Origin of the sequence: Halomonas sp. DP1Y21-3 (assembly GCF_019801245.1) — a bacterium.
Taxonomy (GTDB): Bacteria; Pseudomonadota; Gammaproteobacteria; order Pseudomonadales; family Halomonadaceae; genus Halomonas; species Halomonas litopenaei.
The window spans coordinates 485416-507416 of sequence record NZ_JAHVJM010000003.1 but is presented as its reverse complement, the minus strand read 5'-3'; the positions used below and the strand labels follow the sequence as shown (position 1 = coordinate 507416).

Genomic DNA, 22001 nt, shown 5'->3' with positions numbered 1-22001 from the left:
GAGGTAAGCGGTGCGCATTACCTAATATAACCACTATCGGCTAGGCCGGCGTACTCTTGAGGACCGAGATGAACGGTTTTTACATGAACAGGGCTAGCGCGGACGCAGGCGCAGGGCGTCCATGCCACCGTCCACCGGCAGACAGACCCCCACCGTCGAGCGATTGGCAGGATCGGCCAGATAGGCCACCGCCTGGGCCACCTCGGCGGCGGCGACCAGCCGTCCGTGGGGCTGGCGGGCCTCCAGCGCCGCACGCTCGGCCTCGGGGTCAGGCGCCTGCGCAAGCAAACGGCCGATCCAGGGGGTATCCGCGGTGCCGGGCGAGACGCAGTTGACCCGAATGCCCTGTTGCAGATGATCGGCCGCCATGGCTCTGGTCAAGGCCAGCACGGCGCCCTTGGTCGCCGAGTACAGGGCCCTTTGCTGAATCCCCGCGGTGGCGGCGATGGACGCCATATTGACGATGGCGGCGGCGTCCGACTCGCGCAGATGAGGCAGCGCCGCCCGAGACACCCGCGCCATGCCGGCGACGTTGACCTCCCAGGCACGCGCCCACTCCTCATCCGGGTTGCCCGCGACATCGCCCTGGGCACCGATACCCGCGTTGTTGACCACGATATCGATACGCCCCAGCGCACTGGCGACCGCCGCCACCGCGCGCTCTACCTGCTCGCTGCTGGCGACATCACACGCTTCCCAGTGGTGTTGATTGGCGGGATCTTCGCGATCCAGCACGGCGACGCGGGCGCCTTCAGCGGCCAGGCAGTCGGCGATCGCCGCGCCGATGCCAGAGGCGCCGCCGGTGACGATGGCCACCCGTCCTTCGAATCGAGCTGTCATGGATTAGCCCTCCCAGGCACGAAAGGTCTGACGCTGGCGGCCCAGGCCGTCGATCTCCACCTCGACCACGTCGCCCGGCTTGAGGTAGTCGAAGCGCCCCGAGACCGCTACCCCTTCGGGGGTTCCGGTGGAGATGACGTCGCCGGGCTCGAGCTGCATGTACTGCGACAGATCGCGTACGATCTCGGCGCAGCCGAAGATCATGTCCGAGGTGCGGGAGTCCTGGCGCGGCTCGCCGTTGACCCAGGAGCGCAGGCCCACATTGGCGGGATCAAAGGCGTCGGCGGTCACGATCCAGGGGCCCAGTGGCATATAGCCCGGGCTGCACTTGCCCTTGCTCCACTGGCCGCCGGAGACCTCGAGCTGGAACTTGCGCTCCGACAGATCGTTGGCGAGCACATAGCCACCGATGTGGCTGGCCGCTTCCTCCAGCGAGTCGCAGTAGCTGGCGGTGCTGCCGATCACGATGGCGAGCTCGACCTCCCAGTCGGTCTTTTCCGAACCGCGCGCGATGGTGACGGTGTCGTCGGGGCCGGCGACGGTGTTGGGCGTCTTGAAGAAGACGATGGGTTGCTTCGGCGACTCGGCGCCGGACTCGGCGGCGTGGGCGGCGTAGTTCTGGCCGATGCAGATCACCGAGCCCACCGCCGCCACCGGCGAGCCGTGGCGAACCTCGTCGGCAAGCTCGACGGCGGTCAGCCGTCCGGCGTCCAGCAGCTGGCGAAGACGCGCCACGCCGTTGTCCTTCCAGAAGCCTGGCCCGAAGTCGCCCACCGGCGAGGCGTCATAGAGCACGCCTTCGACCTCGACCAGCGGCATCTCGTTACCCATCGTTCCACGGCGCAACAGCTTCATGTGTTCTCCTTCAGCAGGCCTCGCGCCTGCAGTTCGTTCCAGAAGGCCTCGGGGATATCGCACGAGGCCAGTGCATGATTTCGCTTCACCTGCTCAGGCGAGCGCATTCCGGCCATGACGTTGACCACGGCGGGGTGGCGCCACGGAAAGGCCAGCGCCGCCGCCGGCAGGCTGACGCCGTGGGCTCGCGCCACCGCGGCGAGTTCGCGGGCACGTTCGAGCACCGCCTCTGGTGCCTGGCCGTACTCGTACCAGGCGTCGGCGGGAGGCTCGTCACGCGCCAGCAGGCCCGAATTGAAGGCGCCGACGGCGACCACACCGACCTGACGTTCCAGGCAGGCGGCCATCAGTCCTGTCTGTTCCTGCTCCAGCAGGGTGTAGCGACCGGCCAGCATGATCAGGTCAGGCCTGGCCTGATCGACGAAGCGCTTGAGCATGGCGGCGTCCTTGGAGCCCACGCCCCAGGCCGCGATCCTGCCCTGCTCGCGCAGGCGTTCGAGCTCGGGGACGGCCCCTGTCAGGGCTTCCTCGAAGCGATCCGTGGGCTCTTCCGGGTCATGGATCCAGAGGATGTCCACCGACGCCATGTCGAGGCGCGCAAGCGAGGCCTCCAGGCTCTGCCTGACGCCATCGGCGGTGTAGTCACGTCGCCGGGTCAGGTCATCGGCCACGTGGAAGCCGTTGGCCTCGTCGCTGCCCTGCGGGGCAGGATTGGGCTCCAGCAGGCGCCCCACCTTGGTGGAGATGACGTAGTCGTCCGGCGAGCGTCCCTTGAGCGCCTTGCCCAGGCGCTGTTCGGACAGCCCGAGCCCGTAGTGCGGGGCCGTGTCATAAAACCTCAGCCCCAGCTCCCAGGCGGTGTCCACGGCGGCCAGGCAGTCCTGTTCGGGCGTGACCTTGCCCATGTTGCCGAACTGCGCCGCACCGACGCCGAGGCCTTCGAAGGCACGGCGCAGCTTGGGCGGCAGACGGCTGGCGATCGGCGATGTCGTCATCGGGCATCCCTCCTGTGATAGATGTTCAAGGCGTTGTCCTCGGCAACGGCCTGGCGCTTTTCTGCGGGCACCCGCGCCAGCACCCGCTCGCACCAGTCCTTCGGGTCCTGACTGATCGGGCTGTCGCTGCCGAGCAGGCAGCGCTCGGCACCGAAGGTCTCAAGCGCGACGTCGACGATGTCTGGGGCGTGGCGCTCGAGTTCGTCGGCGTCGCGGCACTCCGCCGGCAGCCCGGACAGCTTGCAGTGGACCCTGTCGAGTTCGGCCAGGCGCGCCAGATTGCACTGCCAGGCCTCTCGCGCGACGCCATCACGCGGGTTCGGCTTGCCCATATGGTCGAGTACCACCGTCAGCTCCGGCACTTGTTCGAGCAACGCCAACAGGCGCGGCAGCTCTCGGTCCCTGACGCAGGCATCGAAGGGCAGGCCCCAGTCGGCCAGACGCTTCAGGCCCTCGACCAGGGCCGCCGAGTCAAACAGCTCCCGGTCCTGCAGCAGGCGTCTGACGCCGACCACCTGGGGCACCTCGGCCAGACTCGCCAGCGCCCGCTCGGCCTGGGGAAGCTCCAGCGCGACGCTCGCCACCACGCCGTGGACCCGCGGGTCCTGCTCGGCCAGCGAGATCAGCCAGGCGGCTTCCTCGGCGGGGTCCGGGGCGTCGGCCTCGACCAGCACGTAGCGGCGGTCCTGACCATCGGGAATCGGCGCCCTGGCGGGCAGGCCCGCACCGGCGAGCCAGGGAATCCGCACCGCACCGGTGTCCCAGACGTGAAGGTGGGTATCGATCATCACGGAACGCCTATGGTCAGCAGAAAGTTGGAGTAGGGGCGGCACTCGCCGGTGGCCACCACCAGGCACACCTCGGGGCCGCGGCAGGCGTCATAGAAGGCCCAGCGATCCAGGCTCGACCAGGCGATCTGCTGGCCTCCCCCATGTCGGTGGTCGGCCAGCCGCTGGCGGCACTCGAGCACGGATTCGGAGGCGCCGCCCTCGGCGTTGGCCATGTAGGTGACCTCTTCCAGAAACACCGTCTGGGCCAGCGTCTCCATCACCGACAGCACCGGCACCATGCCCTCGCACAGGTTGAGGTAGACCCGGCTCGCCGCTGGCGGCGCACCGGTCGAATGCGGATAGAGCGCGTCGGCCACCAGCACCCTGGCACCATGTCCGGCGGCGGCCAGGCCCTTAAGCAAGGGCGGATTGAGCAGCGGCCCGCGGATCATGCCGGCACCGCCTGGCGCCGACGGGTCCACTCGGTGCCGTTCGGCCAGGCCCAGGCCGCCAGCGTCTCGGCCTTGATCTCGGCGGAATACCCCGGTTCACGCGGCAATGTATAGGCGCCATCTCTCACGACGCAGGGGTCGACGAAGTGTTCGTGCAGGTGATCGACGAATTCGGCCACCCGCCCTTCCACGGGCCCCGACACCGCGATGTGGTCGATCATCACCAGGTGATTGACCAGCTCGCACAGCCCCACCCCGCCGGCGTGGGGGCAGACGGGCTTGCCGAACTTCCTGGCCATCAGCAGCACCGGGATGATCTCGTTGACGCTGGCAAGACGGCAGGAGTCGATCTGCACGTAGTCGACCGCGTTGGCCTGCAGCAACTGCTTGAACAGCACCCGGTTCATGCCGTGCTCGCCGGTGGCGACGCCGATGCCGAGCGGGCGCACGCCATCGCCGATGCTGCGATGCCCCAGCACGTCATCCGGGCTGGTGGGCTCCTCGATCCACAGAAGGTCGTGATGGGAAAGCGCCTCGACCCGCTCGATGGCCTCGGGCACCTCCCAGATCTGGTTGGCGTCGATCATCAGCGCCACGTCGGGGCCGATCACCGAGCGGGCGATCCCCAGGCGACGCTCGTCGTCCTCGGGATTGGCGCCGACCTTGAGCTTGATATGGCGGTAGCCATCGTCCATCGCTTCCCGGCACAGGCGGGCCAGCTTCTCGTCCGAATAGCCGAGCCACCCCGCCGAGGTGGTGTAGCAGGGGAAGCCCTGCTCGCTCAGCTCGGCGATGCGCTCCTGCTGGAAGGGCCGCTGTTCCTTGAGCATGGCCACCGCCTCCTCGGCGCTCAGCACGTCACCCAGGTAGCTGAGATCCAACTGCTCGACGAGCACCTCCGGCTCCATCTCGCAGACCAGACGCCACAGCGGCAGCCCCGCATGCCGGGCCGCCAGGTCCCAGACGGCGTTCATCACCGCCGCCCGCGCCAGGTGCACCACCCCCTTGTCCGGGCCCAGCCAGCGAAGCTGTGAATCCGCGGCCAGTTCACGATAGACCGCTCCCGGGGACCGGCAGACCTCGGCCGCGTCCCGGCCGACCAGCGGCTGGGCGAGAGCCTCCATGGCCTGCAGGCAGATCTCGTTGCCACGACCGATGGTAAAGGTGAAACCACACCCATAGAGCGCGCTGTCATCGGTGACCAGCCTGAGATAGGCCGCCGAGTAGTCGGCGTCCTTGTTGACCGCGTCGGAGCCGTCGCTGCTGTCCGAGGTGGGAAAACGCAGATCCACCAGTTCGATTGAGGTGATGACGGACACGTATCGTCCTCCAGATTCATCAGATGTATTAAAGTGCTGCCGAAGTTTTCGATAGAATGGCGGGATTCGATCACCCCTTCCGAGCCGGAGCCCCTGCCATGACGCCGCCGCCCCCGTCCGACAGCGACCAACGCCGCCCCTCCCAGTACGAGGTGGTGGTGCAAGGCATCCAGGAGATGATCGTCTCCGGTGAAATCGCCTCCGGCGACCGCCTGCCCGTCGAGTCGATCCTCGCCACCCGCTTCGCTGTCTCGCGCAGCTCGCTGCGTGAAGGGGTCAGGGCGCTGGTCGCCATGGGCATCCTCGAGACCCGCCAGGGCTCCGGCACCACCGTTACCTCGCTGGACCCGGGGCTGCTGCTGAAGCCCCTGGAGTTCTGGGCGGGCATCCAGGCCGGGACCTCGTCCCGCGACCTGCACAATGTGCGCCAGGCGCTGGAGGTGGAGGCCGCGGCGGTGGCGGCGCTGCGCCGAACCGACGAGGACATCGAGCGCCTGAAGGCCGTACTGGCCGAGGCCGAGCCCGCCATCCAGGCGCTGGACCACGAAGGTGCCATGGCCGCCGACCTGGAGTTCCACCTCAGCCTGGCGAGGATTTCCCGCAACCCCGTGCTGGTCGCCCTGCTCGAGGCACTGTCGCGGCCGACCCTGCGGATGCGGCTGTGGCAATCGATCCACCTCGGCGGTCGTATCGCCATCACCCACCAGGAGCACCTGGCCATCCTCAATGCCGTCGTCGCCGGCGACCCCAGGGGCGCCCATGCCGCCATGCAGACTCACCTCGCTCAGGTCGCCGTGGTGCTGCGGGACACCCCCGATTCGCGTTGAGGCGCTGCCAGTTCAAGAGACGCCAGCTCAGGCCAGATCACCCTCGTTGCTGGTCTCGGGCCGCGGATGACGCTGCACATAGACACCGAAGGCCACGATCACCGCGAAGCACACCGCCACCACCAGGTAGCTGATCTGGGCCGAGGTGATATCGATCAGCCAGCCCTGGGCCAGCGGCACCAGGGCACCACCGACGATAGCCATCACAAGACCGGCGGCGCCGTACTTGGTGTCCTGCCCCAGCCCTTCCAGCGAGATGCCGTAGATGGTGGGGAACAGCAGCGAGATACAGGCGCTCAGCAGCACCAGGGCCACCGCCCCGATCAGGTTGCCGCTGAACACCGCCACCAGCGACAGCGCGACACCGAGCACGCACATCCCGGTCATCAGCTTGCGCGGGTCCACCCGACCCATGACACCGACCATGACGAAGCGCGACACCAGGAAGACCAGCAAGGAGGCCTGCAGCCAGTAGCCGGCCTCTTCACTGCCGACGCCCAGCGCCTCGGTCACGTAGTGGATGGTGAAGGTCCAGGTACAGGTCTGGGCGGCCACGTTGAAGAACTGCGCCACCACCCCGAAGGCGTAGCGACGGTTGCGCACCAGCCGCCCGAGACGACTCCCCGACAGCGCCACCGTCTCGCTCTTGCGGTCCGCCATCAGCGCCTCGTGGCGCGGCACCCGCACCATGGCGATGGCGATCGCGATCACCACATAAACCAGCGCCAGGGTGATGTAGGGGCCCATCACCGCCTGCAATTCCGCCGACTGCATCTCGGCCAGCGCCTCCTGGGTCAGCGAGGCGCGCTGCTCGGCGGTGGCCGGATTGACGTGGGGCAGGATAAACACCGCGGCCAGCAGCACCCCCAGGTTCGACCCCACCGGGTTGAAGGACTGGGCGAAATTCAGCCGCCGAGTGGCGTTCTCGCGCGGGCCCATCGCCATCACGTAGGGGTTGGCCGAGGTTTCGAGGATCGACAGCCCCGCCGCCAGGGTGAACAGCGCCACCAGGAACATCGAGTAGGTCATCATCTGGGAGGCCGGCATGAACAGAAGCCCGCCGGTGGCCGCCAGCAACAGGCCGATCAGCACGCCACCCTTGTAGCCCAGGCGCGAATTGATCCAGGCCGCCGGGATCGCCAGGGCAAAATAGGCGCCGTAGTAGGCGAACTGCACCAGCGACGCCTGCAGCGCGCTCATCGAGAACACCGAGCCGAACACCGACACCAAGGGATCGGTGAGGTTGCCGGCGAGACCCCAGGCGGCAAAGCAGGTGACGATCAGCACAAAGGGCAAGGTCATGCCCCTGTGCAGAAAAGAGGACTTTTCCGGCGCCGACTGTTGCTCAGCCGCCGCGGTAGAGGATGCATCCACAAGTGACTCCTTGAATGTATTTGTATGTGGTTATCGAGACAATTGATCAGATGAATTTAGCTAGTGAAGGAGAAACTAGTCGAGGAACCACGGGAATACAAGGAATGACGGATAAGACAAACGTCTTAGTGGATGTGGAATAACTTATCGCAACACCCTGTTTTAAATGCATTTTTGTCGCTACGACGTGGAACAGAAAAAGCTCAGGACAGAAGCAGCACCAGGGGCGTCAGGCCAATGGCTTAGGCGTTGCTCACTGACCTTTACGAGAGATAGATACGATGAATAGGTCAGCCCGGCGGGCTATCGCTATGGAGGAAGAAGAGAGGGCCTGAGAAGAGAGGCGAAAAGAGGAAGTGAGCGTGCAGAAGGAAGACAGAGGGTAGACAAAGGGTTGAGAGATGGAAGAGAAGCAGAGATGAGGAGGCGTCACGCTGAGCGCGGGGAAAGGCTCGAGGAACGCAGGCACTTTTCAGGCAAGCCCTAAGCTTTGTACGAAAAGCCGGCGAGCGATGGTTAGACAAGGCAAAAATCGTTGAGAAAGCGCAGTTTACGAGGTGTAAATGAGCATTTTGACCCGATTTTTAACGCCGTATTACCGAGCGCAGGCACTTTTCAGGCAAGTCGCAATGCCAGCTCCGCCTGCCCCACCATGGCCTGACGATGAATATCGAGCAGATGGCGGTAGTCCTCGCCAAGGGCGTCCTGCATGCCCGTCGCCTCAAAGCGCTCGAGTAACTCACTCGCCCAGGCTACCACCTCCTGATACCGGGCAAGCGCATCCAACAGGGCCTCGTCGGAGACCACCTCCACGGCGCCATCGACCAGGACATCGTCGACCAGGACATCCTGCGAAACGCTTGACGGGTGGGTGCTATTCATTCGTGACTCCTGGGGCCAAGACAGCTGTTGATGGGGGGCTTGTGACCGAGACTGCCGTGACCGAGACTGCCGTGACCGGGCCTGCCGTTGCCGAGATAGCCGCAACAAGGTTGGCCGGGCCTCTAAATGCCGACAGGCGCCAGAGGCGCCTGTCGGGGTTGGGCCGCAAAGGCGCGACCCGCTGAGGAACACGTCAGCCGAGGGCTGACAACCCACCGAGCCTTTAGCCCAGCAGGGACAGCACAGACTGCGGCACCTGGTTGGCCTGGGCCAGCACGGAGGTACCGGCCTGCTGCAGGATCTGGGCGCGAGTCATATTGGCCACTTCCACCGCGTAGTCGGCGTCTTCGATACGCGAACGGGCGGCAGACAGGTTGGTCTCGGTGGTGCTCAGGTTGGTGATCGCAGACTCAAAGCGGTTCTGGATCGCACCGAGATCGGAGCGCAGGGCATCGACGGTATTCAAAGCAGAATCCAGAGCTTCCAACGGATCTTCTGTAGCAGTTGCATCGCTTACTGCATCAAAGGTTAAACCACCGTCTGCTTTAACGTAGATCTCATTAGCCGCGCCATCGGTGATTTTCCCATTATCATTAACGTACACAGAGGCAGCAGCACTTGCCACAAAAGATCCATCAAACCCGGACACAAAAGAGGCTGCACCACCAACCACCTCGTTTGCATCAATAGTAAAATTATTATTAGTAGTTACCGCGTCGCCATCCAGATCTACAGTATAGGCATTTCCATCGCCTTTAATCTGGTCTTTAAGCGCATCCTTGGATTTCACCTCACCGACAGTGTCAAATTCGTTCGCTGTCGAAGTGGCCTTATAAATAGTACCTTCTGAAGTGGTGATTCTGTCTTCAGAGTTAGCCGCATCCACAACGCCAGCTTGGGACAGCTCAGTGACGACAGCAGAAATTGTGGCCTGGGTGTCGGAACCAGCGGAATCAGTCTGGCTAAGCTCCTTAGACCCTGCCGAACCATTAAAGTATAGCTTATTCCCAGTTGCTGCATCCGTCAGCGAACCATCACTAGCAACAATTACGTCTTGATCCTTACCACCAAGCGTAATGGTCAAAGATTTGGTTTCCCCATCGGGAGGAGTAAGATCATTGGCTAGAGAAGCACTCAGATCAACGCCTGTTCTGTCAAAAGTAAATGAGTCTGATGCTGAGTCATAATCATAAGTAATAGAGTTAGTTGTATCTTGAATTTCAGCATCATCGTCTTCAAGAGCCGAGAAAACGTCATCCACTGTAGCAGCTTTATTAAAATCTGCCTTATTGTATTTACTCGGGTCAGAACCGTCGACTGCAAACCCCGCAGCAAGAATGTCATTTTTCCCAGCGGCTTTATTTGCTTCACCGGTACCATCAACATTAAATCCTTTAAGACCTAATGTCTCAGCATTGATTTCCTTCAGGTCGATAGTTATAGCTTCACCATCGTTTGCACCAACCTGAATATTGAGGCTGTTGTCCTCCTGAAGCACTTTAACGCCGTTGAAACTGGTTTCTTCGGAAATACGGTTGATCTCATTAAGACGCTGACCGATTTCGTTCTGGATGGAGGTCAGGTCGTCCTGAGAGTTGGTGCCATTCTGAGCCTGTACCGTCAACTCGCGGATACGCTGGATGTTATCGTTGACCTGATTCAGAGCACCTTCCGCGGTCTGTGCGACAGAGATACCGTCGTTGGCGTTACGCTGAGCGGTAGACAAACCGGTGATCTGTGCAGACATGCGGTTGGCGATGGCCTGGCCGGCGGCGTCGTCCTTGGCGCTGTTGATGCGCAGGCCGGAGGACAGGCGCTCCATGGAGGTGGTCAGGGCGCTCTTGGACGCGTTGAGGTTCTGCTGACCAATCATGGAAGTGATATTGGTATTGATCACGGACATGGTGTCATCCTTCCTTAAAGAGTTGGGCTCCATTGGCGGACCGTCTTGGCCTGCCGCAACGGCGCCGTTGGCCGTTACCCTCTTTATCGGTGGCTCGCCGAAAAGCTTTAGCCCTGGCCTGCAAATTTCTTTGGAAGGCTCTTGCTTGACCGCCTGCTGGGCCGTCTACGGCTGCTTTTCACCGGGTCTGCACCCGCTCTCCATCAGGTCTGCATCAGGCCTGCGCCTGCTCTTTACCGGCTCGCTACCCGCCTCCCATCGGGTCTGTGACTGTTCTGCATGCTTTCCTGTGCCTTCTTTGTGCCTATTCGCTGACGCATCTTCTCTACGGTTGTCCCCCTCTCGCCCTTGCTGGACGCTGACTCTGGTGGTGGATGCTGACATCAGGGGCTAGCACTCGCGGTTGATTGAGGTATGTTGAAGACTGTTTTGGTGCCATTTCGAGCAAACGCGTCCAGGGATACCGGACCGCCCGTCCAAAGGCGCCTTTGCCTCGGGCGGTAGACGCACCACGGTGGCCGCTATCAACGCTGTCGCCTGCCATGCTGTGAGGATGGCGAGTCTTCGTCATAGCGTCGGAAGGACAAGGAAATGAGCGCCCGGAAGCAGGGTCGCCAAGGGGGTCGTGGGTAGGATGCCGTTTAGACTGCGCGATGTGGCGGAAGATGCCTGGCTGCTGATGGCCTCCAGCGGACTGCTGATGGTCGGCGCTGCGGGTCTCGCCGCCTGGTTGATCCACCCGGTGGAACAGCCGCTGCTGGTCCCCGATGTGGCGCTGGCAAGCCTCGCTGGCGGCGGCGGCGTTCTGCTGCAGGTACTGCGCAGACCGCGTGGCCGCAGCGTCTGCGGCCTGATGATGCTGCTGCTGGCGCTGTACGCCATCGTCCATGACCTGGTCGCCAGCGGCCCTGCCGACGTGCAGTCGCTGCTGACCGGCGGTCCGCGCATGACCAGCTGGGCGGGCCTGGCGATGCTGCCGGGCTGCGTGGCCCTGATGATCGGGGTGGAGCATCGCCAGGGCTCCTTCTGGTGGCGGTTGTCGGGGGGGCTGCTGCTGCTGATCGGCGCGATCTTTACCGTCTGGCTGGTGATTCCTGGCCAGGCACCCAAAGTCTGGGAGGTGACCCGCAGCACCTCGCCCATGGCGGTGTGTCTGCTCTACCTGATCGCCGGCCCGGCCTCGCTGGTGGCTGCCTCACGCCCGCCCAACCGCCCGCTGCGCCTACAACGCGCCAGCATCGCGGTGGCCTGTGCCGGGGTACTGCTCAGCAGCCTGGCCTGGCTGTCGCTCAACCATGTGCGCCAGAGCCACGTCCAGCAGGACGCCGCCAATACCCTGACCAACATCGAAGAGCGCGCACGCGGCCAGATGGCGCTACACCAGCGCTGGCTCGACCGCCTGGCCAACCGTGCCGGCGAGCAGACGACCGACGCCAATACCCTGGCCGACGTCATCACCTTCTATCTGCGAGACGTACAAAGCCTGGAGAGCCTGGCGCTGTATCGCGGCGACCAGCGGCTATGGCTGCGCTCACGGCGTGCTCAGGACAGCGTCTGCCGCTTGAGCGAGGCACTGCCCAGGCCGGCCCGCGGCGAACTACGGCTGGAGTTGCCCGACAACCCGCTGGCGACGTCGGCACGCATGGTCAGGACCCTGGCCGATGACGACCTGCGCCTGGTCGCCTGCATCGATCTGCCCGGCACCCTGGCCCCCAGTAACCGCAGCGTTGCCGACCGCACCCTGCTGGCCGTCACCGACAGCCAGGGCGTCTGGTGGTGCGGTTTTGGCGAAGACACCTGGCAGGTCAAGGACCCGACCCTACCCAGACTGGCCGAGCAGACCCTGGAGCTGGACGGGCGCACCCTGTCCCTGCGTGCACTGCCAGGCCCGGACAGTGACTGGTGGCTGGCGGGTAGCCTGCCGGCGCTGATCACCCTGATCGGGTTGATCATGTCCTACAGCCTGGCCATCAGCCTGTCGTTGATGCGCACCCTGCTGTGGCAGACCCAGAGCCTGGTGGCCGCCCAGGACCAGCTCGAAAGCTACCAGGGCATCCAGTCGATGATCGCCCGAGAGGCACCACTGACCGAGACCCTGGAGGCCTGCTGCAGGCTGTTCGAGGGCCACCTCCCCAATGCCATCGCCACCGTGTTGACGCTGGACCCCGGCGGCGAGACCCTGAGCCTGACCGCGGGCCACAGCCTGCCGTCTGAGATGGCACCACTGCTCGCCAGAACCCCGGTGGGCGGCACCTTCGGCACCTGGGCCAGCGCCGCCGCGGCGAGGGCCCCCCGGGCCAGCGACGACATCACCGAGGACCCGGCCTGCGCCGGCGTGCACCCGCGCCTGCGCGACGGCGAGTTGATGGCCTGCTGGGCCTATCCGGTCGTCGCCAGCGATGAACGTCTGCTGGGGGTGGTCAGCCTGTTCTTTCGACACTCGCCGGCACAGCAGGCGGAGCACAGCCGACGTATCGAGCGCTGCCTGGAGCTGGTCGCCCTGGCGGTGGAGCGCGACCAGGACCGCCAGGCGCTGTTCCAGAGCGAGCAGCGCTACCGTTCGCTGTTCACCTACAACCCCGACGCCATCTACTCCCTCGACCACGAAGGCATCTTCGTCGCCGCCAACACCACCTGCTCGACCCTCACCGGGGTACCCCTGGGTGACATCCTGGGGCGGCACTACGAAGTCTTCGTCAAGGAATCGGATCGCTCCTGGGTGCGCGACGCGGTGCGCAAGACGCTCAAGGGCGAGGTCACCCGCTACACCCTGCCCATCACTACTCCGCTGGGCAGGCGGGTAATGGACATCACCAACCTGCCGATCATCATCGACGGCGACATCAGTGGAACCTTCGGCATCGCCAAGGACGTGACCGAGCGCCACGCCCAGGAGACCCAGCTGCGCATCCTGCAGCGCAGCGTCGAGGCCAGCATCAATGGCATCGTGATCGCCGATGCGCGCTCGCCGGAGCTGCCGATCATCTACGCCAACCCGGCCTTCATGCGCATGACCGGCTATCCGGAGGAAGAAGTGCTGGGGCGCAACTGTCGCTTCCTGCAGGGTGAGGAGAGCGATCCACAGGTGGTGGCACGTATTCGCCGCCAGCTGGCAAACCACAGCGAAGTCCGCGCCACCCTGCTCAACTACCGCAAGAACGGCGAGGCCTTCTGGAACGACCTCTACATCTCGCCGGTGATGGACACCGATGGCGAGGTCTCTCACTTCGTCGGCGTCCAGCACGACATCTCCGAGCACAAGGCCTACGAGGAAAGCCTGGCCTACCATGCCAGCCACGACGCCCTGACGGGCCTGGCCAATCGCGCCCTGTTCGAGGATCGTCTGCGCCACGATTTCGCCCTGGCCAAGCGCCAGTCCCACCACCTTGGCGTGCTGTTCATCGACCTGGACGAGTTCAAGCCGATCAATGACAGCCTCGGCCACGACGTCGGCGACAAGGTGTTGATCCAGGTCGCCCAGCGGCTCACCGAGGCGCTCAGGCCCGGGGATACCGTGGCCCGCTTCGGCGGCGACGAGTTCGTGGTGCTGCTGCCGGACCTCGACGAGCCCGAGCAGGCGGTGACCCTGGCCGAACGCCTGCTGCCGAAGGTGGCCCAGGCCTACCGGGTCGGCGAGCATGAGCTGCACGTTACCGCCAGCATCGGGGTGGCGGTGTCCAGCGACGTCACCATCGAACCGATGCAGTTGCTGCAGCAGTCCGACATGGCCATGTACCAGGCCAAGCACCAGGGACGCAATGCGCTGCAGCACTTCAGCCAGGACATCACCTGGGGGGTAAACGAGCGGGTGGCGATGCGTCATGACCTGCAGGCCGCCATCGACGGTGAGCAGCTACGCCTGCACTACCAGCCGGTGTTCGACAACCACCGGGCGATCATCGGGGTCGAGGCGCTGTTGCGATGGGAACATCCGGTACGCGGCCAGGTGCCGCCCCAGGACTTTATCGCCCTGGCCGAGGAGACCGGCCAGGTCATCGCCATCAACCACTGGGTGCTGACCCGCGCCTGCAGCGACCTGCAGCTCCTCAACGAGGCCGGCCTCGAGGGCCTGGCGGTGGCGGTCAACCTGTCGCCGCTGCAGTTCCGCCGGGCCAACTTCCTCGAGACCGTACGCGACACCCTGAACCTGACCGGCATCGAGGCCCACCAGCTCACCCTCGAGCTGACCGAGGGCATCCTGATGCACGACACCCCGAACGCCATCGAGACGCTGCAGTCGCTGCGCGACATGGGTGTCGAGGTGGCCATCGACGACTTCGGCACCGGCTTCTCGAGCCTTGGCTACCTCAAGCACCTGCCGGTCAGCACGGTGAAGATCGATCGCACCTTCGTCCAGGGGCTGCCGGACAACCAGGAGGATGGCGCCATCCTTCAGGGGATCATCGCCATGGCCCACCACCTGGAGTTGATGGTGGTGGCCGAAGGCATCGAGCACGAGGCCCAGCACGAGTTCCTGCTGCAGCATCATTGCGACGCCTTCCAGGGCTTCCACCTGGCCCACCCCATGCCCTTCGAGCGCTTGACCCGCTTTCTCGGCGAGCATCGCCTGGCCAGCCAGCGCGATGCCATCGACCGCTCCCGGCGCAAGCGTCACTCCCAGGCCTGAAAACGCTTGATCGGTGTCACGCCCCCGCCGAGTGTCTAGCCCGAGCACGGTTGGCAGCCTAAAGATCCGGCACATTCTGCCGATACTCCGAGACAACGTATGCCAGATGTCGTCGAGGAGTCCCGCTGGTGCCGGACCAACAAGAATTCGAGGAAGTACGCGCCCCCCAGGAAATCGCCAGGCTGCTGGACTGCTTGAGCGGCCCCCAGGGGGCCGCACTGGCGTGGGAGGAAGGCAATGGAACGCCGACACCGGTGCTGCTGATGGAGATTGCCCCGGGGGAGTCCATCACCCTGGACATCACCGCGGTGGAGGGGCTTCACCGCCAGCTTAAGCAGGGCAAGTCCTTTCGTCTGGTCGGCTACTGCGAGGGCATGATCACCCGCACTCCGGCGATCACGGCCGCGGACGGAGAGGTGACCACGGCGCCGAGTGAGGCGGAGCTGTCGCGGGAAGTCAGCCGCGCACCCGGCCAGGGCGTGCCGCTGCGCCGGCTGTGGCGCTGCCCCTACCCGGACCAGCTGGAGCGGCTACAGCGCCGTCAAAGCTTTCGCGCGCGCCTGCGCCTGGGCATGGCCGCCGAGGCGGTGCTCAGAGACGGCGACAGCCAGGACTTGCACGGCGACCTGATCGATCTGTCGGTGGACGGCTGTCGCCTCGACCTCCCGCGCACCGCCGCTCCTGTGCTGACCAACAGAGAGCTGCCGGTGCCGCTGGAGCTGGGCTTTCCCGATTGTACCCGTCTGGCGCTCCAGGCCGTCGTGCAACATCATCGCTTCGACCCCGAACGGCGGCTGGTCGAGGCCGGCTTTCGCTTCATCGGCGTCGGGGCCCACCAGGATCGCACCCTGTGGAAGCTGGTACGCGAGGTCGAACGCGAGGCCGCGCGCATCGCCGAAGGGGTGGATTCCAGGCGTCCGCCATCGCCGCTGTTTCAGCCACCGGCAGGGCGCCGCGGCCCGCGCCTTGGCCGTCGCGAGGCGGAAGCCTACCCCACCGTCATGACCCAGCGGCTGTCCCGCGTAGCCGGCTACCTGCACGCCCAGGCTATGGAGCTGATTCAGGGCGGCTGCATCCACGGCCCGCGCCTGTCGCGCCAGGCCGACCACCTGCTGGCCCTGTACGACGAGGACCGCGACGGCGTGCTGTTCGCGCTGAGGTTCCTGACCCGCGAGTCCTGGCCGGTACGCCACGGCCTGTCGGTGGCGATCCTGTTGATCGATCTGCTGGAAGACAGCCTGCCCGGCGAGTTGCGCAAGTCCATCGTCGCCAGCGCCATGATTCATGACCTGGGCAAGGTGCTGCTGCCCGAGCCCCTGCGCCTGACGCCGACCTTCGGCGACGCCGAACGCAATCGTCTGATCCAGCACGTGGGCTGGCTGCGCGAGCGCCTCAGCCACTGCGCCTGGATCAACGCCTCGGTGTTCGAGGCCACCGCCTGCCAGATCAACGAGCGCCTCGACGGCAGCGGCTATCCCGCCGGCATCCGCGACGACGAGCTACGTGAGCTGGCCCGGGCCAGTGCCGTGGTCGACGCCATCGATGCCATGCGTGCCCAGCGCCCCGACCGTCCGCCTTGGCGTCTCGCGGCGATCTACCGCTACCTGCTCGACCACCCCGACAAGTTCGACACCAGCTGGGTCAAGCGCTTTATCCGGCGCTTCGGTCTGTACCCGATCGGCTCGCTGGTGCGCTTTGACGACGCCTCGCTCGGCTGGGTACTGGCGCTGGACGACCAGGGCCGGCCCTCGCGGGTACAGCGCATGGCCGGCAAGCCGCCCAGCCAGGTCCCACGGGAGCCGCTGATCGGCCCGCTGGTGGAAGGCGAGACGCTGGCCGCGCTGGGCGAGATCCAGGCCGAGGTGATCATCGGCGCCTGACGCTCAAGTCCGATGAGCACCCGCCGATAACCCGATATACCAAGCACAAGGACGCCTGTTCGAGCCACTGGCCTGCCGGCGTTCTGTCACACTGCCCCCATCACACAGGAAGGACGACATGGCCTCGATCTCATCGCTCGGCATCGGCTCCGGTCTCGACCTCAACGGGCTGCTCGATCAGCTCGAGGCGGCGGAGCAAAAGCAGCTGGAGCCCATCGTGGCCCAGCAGGCGAGCTATCAGGCCAAGATCTCCGCCTACGGCACCCTGGAAGGCGCGCTGAACAGCTTCCAGGAGGCGGTCGACAAGCTCGGCGACCCGGCGCTTTACCAGAGCCTGTCCAGCAGCGTCGAGGGCGAGGGTATCAGTGCCAGCGCCAGCGAACTGGCGAGCCCCGGCCGCTACGACGTCGAGGTGACCCGGCTGGCCCGAGCCCAGAGCCTGGCCAGCGACGGCTTCGACGCCAGGGACAGCGAGCTGGGCGCCGGCACCCTGAGCCTTACCGTGGGTGGCGAAGACGTCAGCATCAGCCTGAGCCAGGAAGACAGCACCCTGGAGGGACTGCGCGACGCCATCAATGACGCCGAGGCCGGCGTCAGCGCCTCGATCATCAATACCGGCGACGCCGACAACCCCTACCGTCTGGTGCTGTCGAGCGACAAGACCGGCGCCGAGGCGTCGATCAGCGCCGTGAGCTTCGTGCCGGATGACGCCGCCGATACCGAGCTGCAGGCCAAGCTGGCGTTCGACATCTCAAGCCCCGACCCCGACGACACCGGCGCCGGCATGCACCAATCGGTGGCCGGTGAAGACGCGGCACTGACGGTCAACGGCATCGCCATCACCAGTGCCTCCAACAGCGTCGAGGGAGCCATCGAGGGCGTCGACCTGACCCTGACGGACGTCGGCGAGACCACGGTCAAGGTCGAGTACAACAACCTGGCCCTGCGTGAGGCGGTCAGCGGCTTCGTCGACAGCTACAACGAGCTCAAGGACACCATGGGCACGCTGACCAGCTTCGACGCCGAGAGCGGTGCCTCGGGCGAACTGCTTGGCGACGCCACCCTGCGCAGCATCGAATCGCGGCTGCGCGGCACCCTGTCCGGCGGCGTGGCCCAGGGTGACTTCCGCACCCTCAGCGATATCGGCATCACCCTGCAGCTCGACGGCACCCTTGAACTCGATGACGAGCGCCTGGACGAGGTCATCTCCAGCGAGCGCGGCGACCTGGCCGACTTCTTTACCGGTGGCGAGGACGGGGTAGGTCTTGCCGACAGCCTCGACGACACCCTGGGCGCCATCCTCGATGACGGCGGCCTGCTCGACAATGCTACCAGCGGGCTCGAGACCCGCATGGAAAGCCTCGACCGCCAGTACGAGCGCACCGAGCAGAGCATCGATGCCACCGTGGAGCGCTACCGCAGCCAATTCGGACAGCTGGACAGCATGATCGCCAGCATGAACCAGACCAGCAGCTACCTGACCCAGCAGTTCGATGCGCTGAACGCCCAGCTGAACCAATAGCCCTGAGCCCGCCAGACCCAGCCGAGGAGACAACCAATGACACAAGCACAGGCCACCTATGGCCGCGGCGCCGGCGCTTACGCCCGCATGGGGGTGGAGAGCGGCGTGATGTCGGCCAGCCCCCACCAGTTGATCGTGATGCTGTTCGACGGCGCCCAGGCGTCGATTCGCGCCGCCCGCCTGCACCTGGAAGACGGTAATATTCCGGCCAAGGGCGCCGCCATCTCCAAGGCACTGGATATCGTCAACAGCGGCCTGCGCGCGGTGCTGGACGGCGAACAGGGCGGCGAGGTGGCACTGCAGCTCGACAGCCTCTATGACTACATAGCGCGCCGCCTGCTCGACGCCAACCTGCGCAACGACGCCAGTGGCCTCGACGAAGCCGAACGCCTGATCGAGGATATCGCCTCGGCCTGGCGCGAGATCGGCACCACCACCCACTCCTGAGCGCTTGAGGTCCTAGATGCCACCGCTTGCCGAGTACCACGGCCCAGATACCCAAGGCCCCCTGCTGTCTCGCTACGAGGCACTGCTGGCGATGACCGAACGGATGCTGTCGCTGGCCGCCGACCACGCCTGGGACGAGCTGATTGCTATTGAGGGCGACTATGTCAGCCAGGTTGCCGCTCTCGACAGCGCTGCACGTGATGGAGCGACACTCGATGGCGCGGCACCGATGGCAAGCCTCGACGCCGACGAGCGCCAGCGCCTCGGCAGCCTGCTGGAGGCCATTCTGGTCAATGATCTGGCGCTGCGAGAAAAGCTGGTTCACCGCCGTGACGAACTCGGCGAACTGCTCAAGGTGTCGCGCAACCAGCAGGACCTGCACCGCGCCTACGCCGGTGGCCGGGTGGTCAACGCCGGCACCCGCTTTCGACGCGAGACGCCGTGAGCGGCATCACACCGCTGATCGATACCCTGCTCCACCAGGTGCTGGGCAAGCGTGTCGACGTGCCCCCGACCAAGGACCCCAACGCCCCGGTCCAGCCGGTGGACCCGGGACGGGGGCCAGGCGCGGTCCATAGCGACTCGCGCCTGGACGCACGGCGGCCCCAGCAAGCCGCCGCCACCACCGGCCAGCGCCCGGCAACACCGAACGCCGAGGTCCCCACCGACAGCGATCGTCCCGCCTCCACCATCACCCGATTGAGCGCACCGGGCGCTCGCATCGCCGAGCTGCTGGCGCGTTTTCCGGCGCCGCCCTCGGCGTTGACATCGACGGGTCCCCTGCTGACGGCGAGCCCCGCCCAACAAGCGCCCCAGAGCGCGTCGCCGTCGACGCTAGGCGCCACACACGGCGCCCCGGCCACCACGGCAACCACGGCAACCACGGCGACCAGCGCAACGGCCGGGCTGGCCACTGGCCCGTCAGGGCCCGCCGTCACGATGCTCGCCGAGCGTCTGGGCGAGCGCGTGCGCGACAGCGGCCTGTTCTACGAGTCCCACCTCAATCGCTGGTTTCACGGCAACCTGGACCGCGCCCAGCTGGCACGGGAGCCCCAGATGTGGCGCGCCCTGGTGTTTCGGCCAATGGCCAGCGAGGCGAATGCTCAGACCTCTGGGCACTCCCCCGCTTCAGGCCCTGGTCGGCTCTCTACTCAAGCGGGCGCAATGGCCGGGCAACCGAGCGCTCAATCGAGCTCTCAACCGGGCACTCAACCGAGCTCTCGACAGAACATGGCGCCCGCCTTCCCGCTGGCGCCCTGGCGCAGCTCCCAGCCGGCCGGCTATCTGCCCAGCCTGGCGACGACGATCGCCGCCGATGCCCAGGGCGTCTCGAGCACGTCGGCCGATGCCGCCGCCGCCCGTCGCGAGGGCGCATCCCCAAGCGGCGTCCACGAGAGCCTCGCTCCGCTGGTGCGCCACCAGCTCGAGATGCTGGCCACCCCGGTGCTGCGCTGGGAAGGCGACGTCTGGAGCGGACTGTTCATGGCGCTCGCCATTCATCCGCCGCAACGGGAGCCGGATCATCAAGGCGGCGGCAAGGGCCGCGACGACAGCAAGGACGAGGAACACGCCTGGCGCACCGAGCTGGAACTGGAGCTGGCCGAACATGGCTCGCTCAGGGTGTCCGCGCTGCTCGGTGAAGAGCACCTGAGCCTGCGCCTGGCGACGTCCGCCGAGGGCCTGAGGGATCGACTCGAGCAAGGGCGCGAAACACTGATACAGCGCCTTGAGGGCCATGGCTTCGCCCGGGTGGAGCTGACCATCACCGAAGGTGACAGCAGGTCTGCCGAGGAGCTTCCCAAGTGAGCGATGACCAACCCGCACCCTCACGCCGCCATGCGGTGGCGCTGAGCTATGGTGAAAATGATCAGGCACCGAGGGTGATCGCCAAGGGCTACGGTGATATCGCCGAGCGCATCATCGACGAAGCCCGCCGCCAGGGAATCCACGTCCATGATGAACCGGCGCTGGTGGGCCTGTTGATGCAGCTCGATCTGGACGAGCAGATTCCGCCTCGTCTCTACCAGGTGATCGCCGAACTGCTGGTGTGGGTGGGCGAGCTAAATGCGAGCGACTCGCGAAACAGAATGTAATAAAATGTACAGGGCTAATTAAACTTGGGTTTTTTTGGCGTCGTAAATATCGGTTTTCTTTGAATATTCACTTTTCTTGATACACATCAAACGGACACCGTTGAAGCTTTTTCCTCCCTCCTGGCTTGCGCCACACTGATAGCAATCGACAATACCTCGAATGGTGGACACGGACCTGACACTTAAACGTCAAAAAGTTCCGATAGTGTCCGTCCGCACCTATTCAGGTATATCGGCAATACCTAAAGCTGGCGATGATCAGCAAAAAAAACGATCAAGGCAGGGAACCCATGAGCAATCAGTCACTGATCGACGAGATTCAGGAGTTGAATCTTGCCTATCTTCTACTGGCCCAACGTCTGTTGGCCGAAGACCGCACCACCGCCCGTCTACGTCTGAACATCAGCGAAGAACAGGCTGAGCTGCTGGAAAGCTTCAATGCACGCCAGCTGACCCGGCTGTCACGCACCAACCAGCTGCTCTGCCAACTGGGGCTCGGCTCCACCGAGCAACTGCGTCAGGTGGTGGACAACCCGCGGGAACAGGGCCTGGCTCACCTCCACTCCTCGCTGTTGATGGCCTGCAGCGCGGCCTCTACCGGAGGCGCGCTGACATGAGCACCAAGAGCCTGGTCCAGGAGATGCATCAGGTGCAGCTCGCCATCGACCTGATCGAACTCGGTGCGCGTCTGCAGGTCCTGGAAACCGAGACCGACCTCAGTCGGGCCCGCCTGATCCGGCTGTTCAAGGAGGTCCGCGGCATGTCACCGCCCAAGGGCATGCTGCCGTTTTCCACCGACTGGTTCATCACCTGGCTGCCGAACATCCACTCGTCGCTGTTCTATGCCTTCTATCAGCGCCTGCAGGACCAGGGATGCGAGCGCATGGAGGCCTTCGTCAAGGCCTACCGGCTGTACACCGAGCAGATCGACATCGACGCCGCCGAGCCGGTGCTGGGGCTGACCCGGGCCTGGACGCTGATCCGCTTTTTTGAAAGCGACCTGCTGCAGTTGACGCCCTGCACCCGCTGTCATGGCAATTTCGTGGCCCACGCTCACTCGCCGAGCCACGACTACGTCTGCGGCATCTGCCAGCCGCCGTCCCGCGCCGGCAAGACCCGCCGTCGCCAGGCGCAGAAGGACGAGGCCGCCAAGGCCGCAGAGACGCCAGCGATTGCAGGACCGGTCAAGCATCTGGCTTGACCCCTCTTTAGCAT

19 protein-coding genes and 1 pseudogene are annotated in these 22001 nt (G+C 65.1%); 10 read left to right on the top strand and 10 right to left on the bottom strand.

Translation table 11 applies throughout. The features are described 5' to 3' along the window. Positions 1-93: 93 nt before the first annotated feature. From KUV74_RS10970 to KUV74_RS10945, 6 genes are read right to left on the bottom strand one after another with little or no spacing between them, the layout of a single operon-like run. Positions 94-840 carry an SDR family NAD(P)-dependent oxidoreductase gene (locus KUV74_RS10970; protein ID WP_108132045.1) on the bottom strand — a complete coding sequence of 249 codons (747 nt, stop codon included), beginning with the start codon at positions 838-840 and terminating at the stop codon, positions 94-96. Between the two features lie 3 nt (positions 841-843). After that, entirely contained in the window at positions 844-1695 is an 852-nt protein-coding gene (locus tag KUV74_RS10965; RefSeq protein ID WP_222516305.1) for a fumarylacetoacetate hydrolase family protein, read from the bottom strand. Further along, positions 1692-2690 carry an aldo/keto reductase gene (locus KUV74_RS10960; RefSeq protein WP_213230176.1) on the bottom strand — a complete coding sequence of 333 codons (999 nt, stop codon included), beginning with the start codon at positions 2688-2690 and terminating at the stop codon, positions 1692-1694. Before KUV74_RS10960 ends, KUV74_RS10965 begins: the two co-directional genes overlap by 4 nt. Further along, positions 2687-3478: an amidohydrolase family protein gene (locus KUV74_RS10955; protein WP_222516304.1), complete on the bottom strand. Its 792-nt coding sequence runs from the start codon at positions 3476-3478 to the stop codon at positions 2687-2689. The genes KUV74_RS10960 and KUV74_RS10955 overlap by 4 nt, the downstream gene beginning before the upstream one ends. After that, positions 3478-3912 carry an RbsD/FucU family protein gene (locus KUV74_RS10950; RefSeq protein WP_108132041.1) on the bottom strand — a complete coding sequence of 145 codons (435 nt, stop codon included), beginning with the start codon at positions 3910-3912 and terminating at the stop codon, positions 3478-3480. Before KUV74_RS10950 ends, KUV74_RS10955 begins: the two co-directional genes overlap by 1 nt. Beyond that, complete coding sequence (locus KUV74_RS10945) at positions 3909-5231, bottom strand: L-fuconate dehydratase (protein WP_108132040.1); 1323 nt, start codon at positions 5229-5231, stop codon at positions 3909-3911. Before KUV74_RS10945 ends, KUV74_RS10950 begins: the two co-directional genes overlap by 4 nt. A 98-nt stretch (positions 5232-5329) precedes the next feature. On the opposite strand from KUV74_RS10945, the gene KUV74_RS10940 reads away from it, so the two are divergent. Continuing rightward, a complete protein-coding gene (locus tag KUV74_RS10940) occupies positions 5330-6058 on the top strand; it encodes a FadR/GntR family transcriptional regulator (RefSeq protein ID WP_162816418.1) in 729 nt (242 codons plus the stop codon). Positions 6059-6085: 27 nt separating this feature from the next. Here the strand turns inward: KUV74_RS10940 and fucP are convergent, their stop codons facing one another. From fucP to KUV74_RS21060, 4 genes and pseudogenes are all read right to left on the bottom strand, one after another. Further along, the gene (fucP, locus tag KUV74_RS10935) at positions 6086-7432 is read right to left on the bottom strand and encodes an L-fucose:H+ symporter permease (protein ID WP_197037086.1); all 1347 of its coding nucleotides are present in this window, start codon (positions 7430-7432) and stop codon (positions 6086-6088) included. A 615-nt stretch (positions 7433-8047) separates the two neighbouring features. Beyond that, the gene (locus KUV74_RS10930; RefSeq protein WP_222516303.1) at positions 8048-8314 is read right to left on the bottom strand and encodes a hypothetical protein; all 267 of its coding nucleotides are present in this window, start codon (positions 8312-8314) and stop codon (positions 8048-8050) included. A gap of 223 nt (positions 8315-8537) precedes the next feature. After that, complete coding sequence (locus tag KUV74_RS21065; protein ID WP_409996589.1) at positions 8538-9200, bottom strand: flagellin; 663 nt, start codon at positions 9198-9200, stop codon at positions 8538-8540. A 654-nt stretch (positions 9201-9854) separates the two neighbouring features. Next, positions 9855-10187, bottom strand: a pseudogene (locus KUV74_RS21060) (flagellin FliC); the annotation flags it as partial. A gap of 664 nt (positions 10188-10851) precedes the next feature. Here KUV74_RS21060 and KUV74_RS20985 point away from each other — a divergent pair. The 9 genes from KUV74_RS20985 (at position 10852) to flhC (ending at position 21987) form a co-directional block, all read left to right on the top strand. Beyond that, positions 10852-14844 carry an EAL domain-containing protein gene (locus tag KUV74_RS20985; protein WP_108132036.1) on the top strand — a complete coding sequence of 1331 codons (3993 nt, stop codon included), beginning with the start codon at positions 10852-10854 and terminating at the stop codon, positions 14842-14844. Positions 14845-14972: 128 nt separating this feature from the next. Beyond that, on the top strand, positions 14973-16724 hold the full coding sequence (locus KUV74_RS10915; RefSeq protein WP_222516301.1) for an HD domain-containing phosphohydrolase: 1752 nt from the start codon (positions 14973-14975) through the stop codon (positions 16722-16724). Between the two features lie 118 nt (positions 16725-16842). Continuing rightward, entirely contained in the window at positions 16843-18246 is a 1404-nt protein-coding gene (gene fliD, locus KUV74_RS10910; protein WP_108132034.1) for a flagellar filament capping protein FliD, read from the top strand. A 36-nt stretch (positions 18247-18282) separates the two neighbouring features. Continuing rightward, positions 18283-18693: a flagellar export chaperone FliS gene (fliS, locus tag KUV74_RS10905; RefSeq protein ID WP_045994764.1), complete on the top strand. Its 411-nt coding sequence runs from the start codon at positions 18283-18285 to the stop codon at positions 18691-18693. A gap of 16 nt (positions 18694-18709) precedes the next feature. Continuing rightward, on the top strand, positions 18710-19138 hold the full coding sequence (gene fliT / locus KUV74_RS10900; RefSeq protein ID WP_231498575.1) for a flagellar protein FliT: 429 nt from the start codon (positions 18710-18712) through the stop codon (positions 19136-19138). Beyond that, on the top strand, positions 19135-20499 hold the full coding sequence (locus KUV74_RS20980; RefSeq protein ID WP_222516300.1) for a flagellar hook-length control protein FliK: 1365 nt from the start codon (positions 19135-19137) through the stop codon (positions 20497-20499). Before fliT ends, KUV74_RS20980 begins: the two co-directional genes overlap by 4 nt. After that, positions 20496-20786, top strand: a complete 291-nt coding sequence (locus KUV74_RS10890) for an EscU/YscU/HrcU family type III secretion system export apparatus switch protein (RefSeq protein ID WP_045994767.1) — start codon at positions 20496-20498, stop codon at positions 20784-20786. Before KUV74_RS20980 ends, KUV74_RS10890 begins: the two co-directional genes overlap by 4 nt. Positions 20787-21076: 290 nt before the next feature. Then, complete coding sequence (locus tag KUV74_RS10885; protein ID WP_045994768.1) at positions 21077-21403, top strand: flagellar transcriptional regulator FlhD; 327 nt, start codon at positions 21077-21079, stop codon at positions 21401-21403. Beyond that, entirely contained in the window at positions 21400-21987 is a 588-nt protein-coding gene (gene flhC, locus KUV74_RS10880; protein ID WP_045994769.1) for a flagellar transcriptional regulator FlhC, read from the top strand. Before KUV74_RS10885 ends, flhC begins: the two co-directional genes overlap by 4 nt. The last annotated feature ends 14 nt before the right edge of the window (positions 21988-22001 follow it).

Coding starts and splice junctions, on each gene's coding strand:
- fliD (WP_108132034.1), top strand. CDS start 16,843: ATGGCCTCGATCTCATCGCTCGGCATCGGCTCCGGTCTCGACCTCAAC.
- KUV74_RS10960 (WP_213230176.1), bottom strand. CDS start 2,690: ATGACGACATCGCCGATCGCCAGCCGTCTGCCGCCCAAGCTGCGCCGT.
- KUV74_RS10930 (WP_222516303.1), bottom strand. CDS start 8,314: ATGAATAGCACCCACCCGTCAAGCGTTTCGCAGGATGTCCTGGTCGAC.
- KUV74_RS10950 (WP_108132041.1), bottom strand. CDS start 3,912: ATGATCCGCGGGCCGCTGCTCAATCCGCCCTTGCTTAAGGGCCTGGCC.
- KUV74_RS10965 (WP_222516305.1), bottom strand. CDS start 1,695: ATGAAGCTGTTGCGCCGTGGAACGATGGGTAACGAGATGCCGCTGGTC.
- fliS (WP_045994764.1), top strand. CDS start 18,283: ATGACACAAGCACAGGCCACCTATGGCCGCGGCGCCGGCGCTTACGCC.
- KUV74_RS10955 (WP_222516304.1), bottom strand. CDS start 3,478: ATGATCGATACCCACCTTCACGTCTGGGACACCGGTGCGGTGCGGATT.
- KUV74_RS10885 (WP_045994768.1), top strand. CDS start 21,077: ATGAGCAATCAGTCACTGATCGACGAGATTCAGGAGTTGAATCTTGCC.
- KUV74_RS10970 (WP_108132045.1), bottom strand. CDS start 840: ATGACAGCTCGATTCGAAGGACGGGTGGCCATCGTCACCGGCGGCGCC.
- flhC (WP_045994769.1), top strand. CDS start 21,400: ATGAGCACCAAGAGCCTGGTCCAGGAGATGCATCAGGTGCAGCTCGCC.
- KUV74_RS20985 (WP_108132036.1), top strand. CDS start 10,852: ATGCCGTTTAGACTGCGCGATGTGGCGGAAGATGCCTGGCTGCTGATG.
- fliT (WP_231498575.1), top strand. CDS start 18,710: ATGCCACCGCTTGCCGAGTACCACGGCCCAGATACCCAAGGCCCCCTG.
- KUV74_RS10940 (WP_162816418.1), top strand. CDS start 5,330: ATGACGCCGCCGCCCCCGTCCGACAGCGACCAACGCCGCCCCTCCCAG.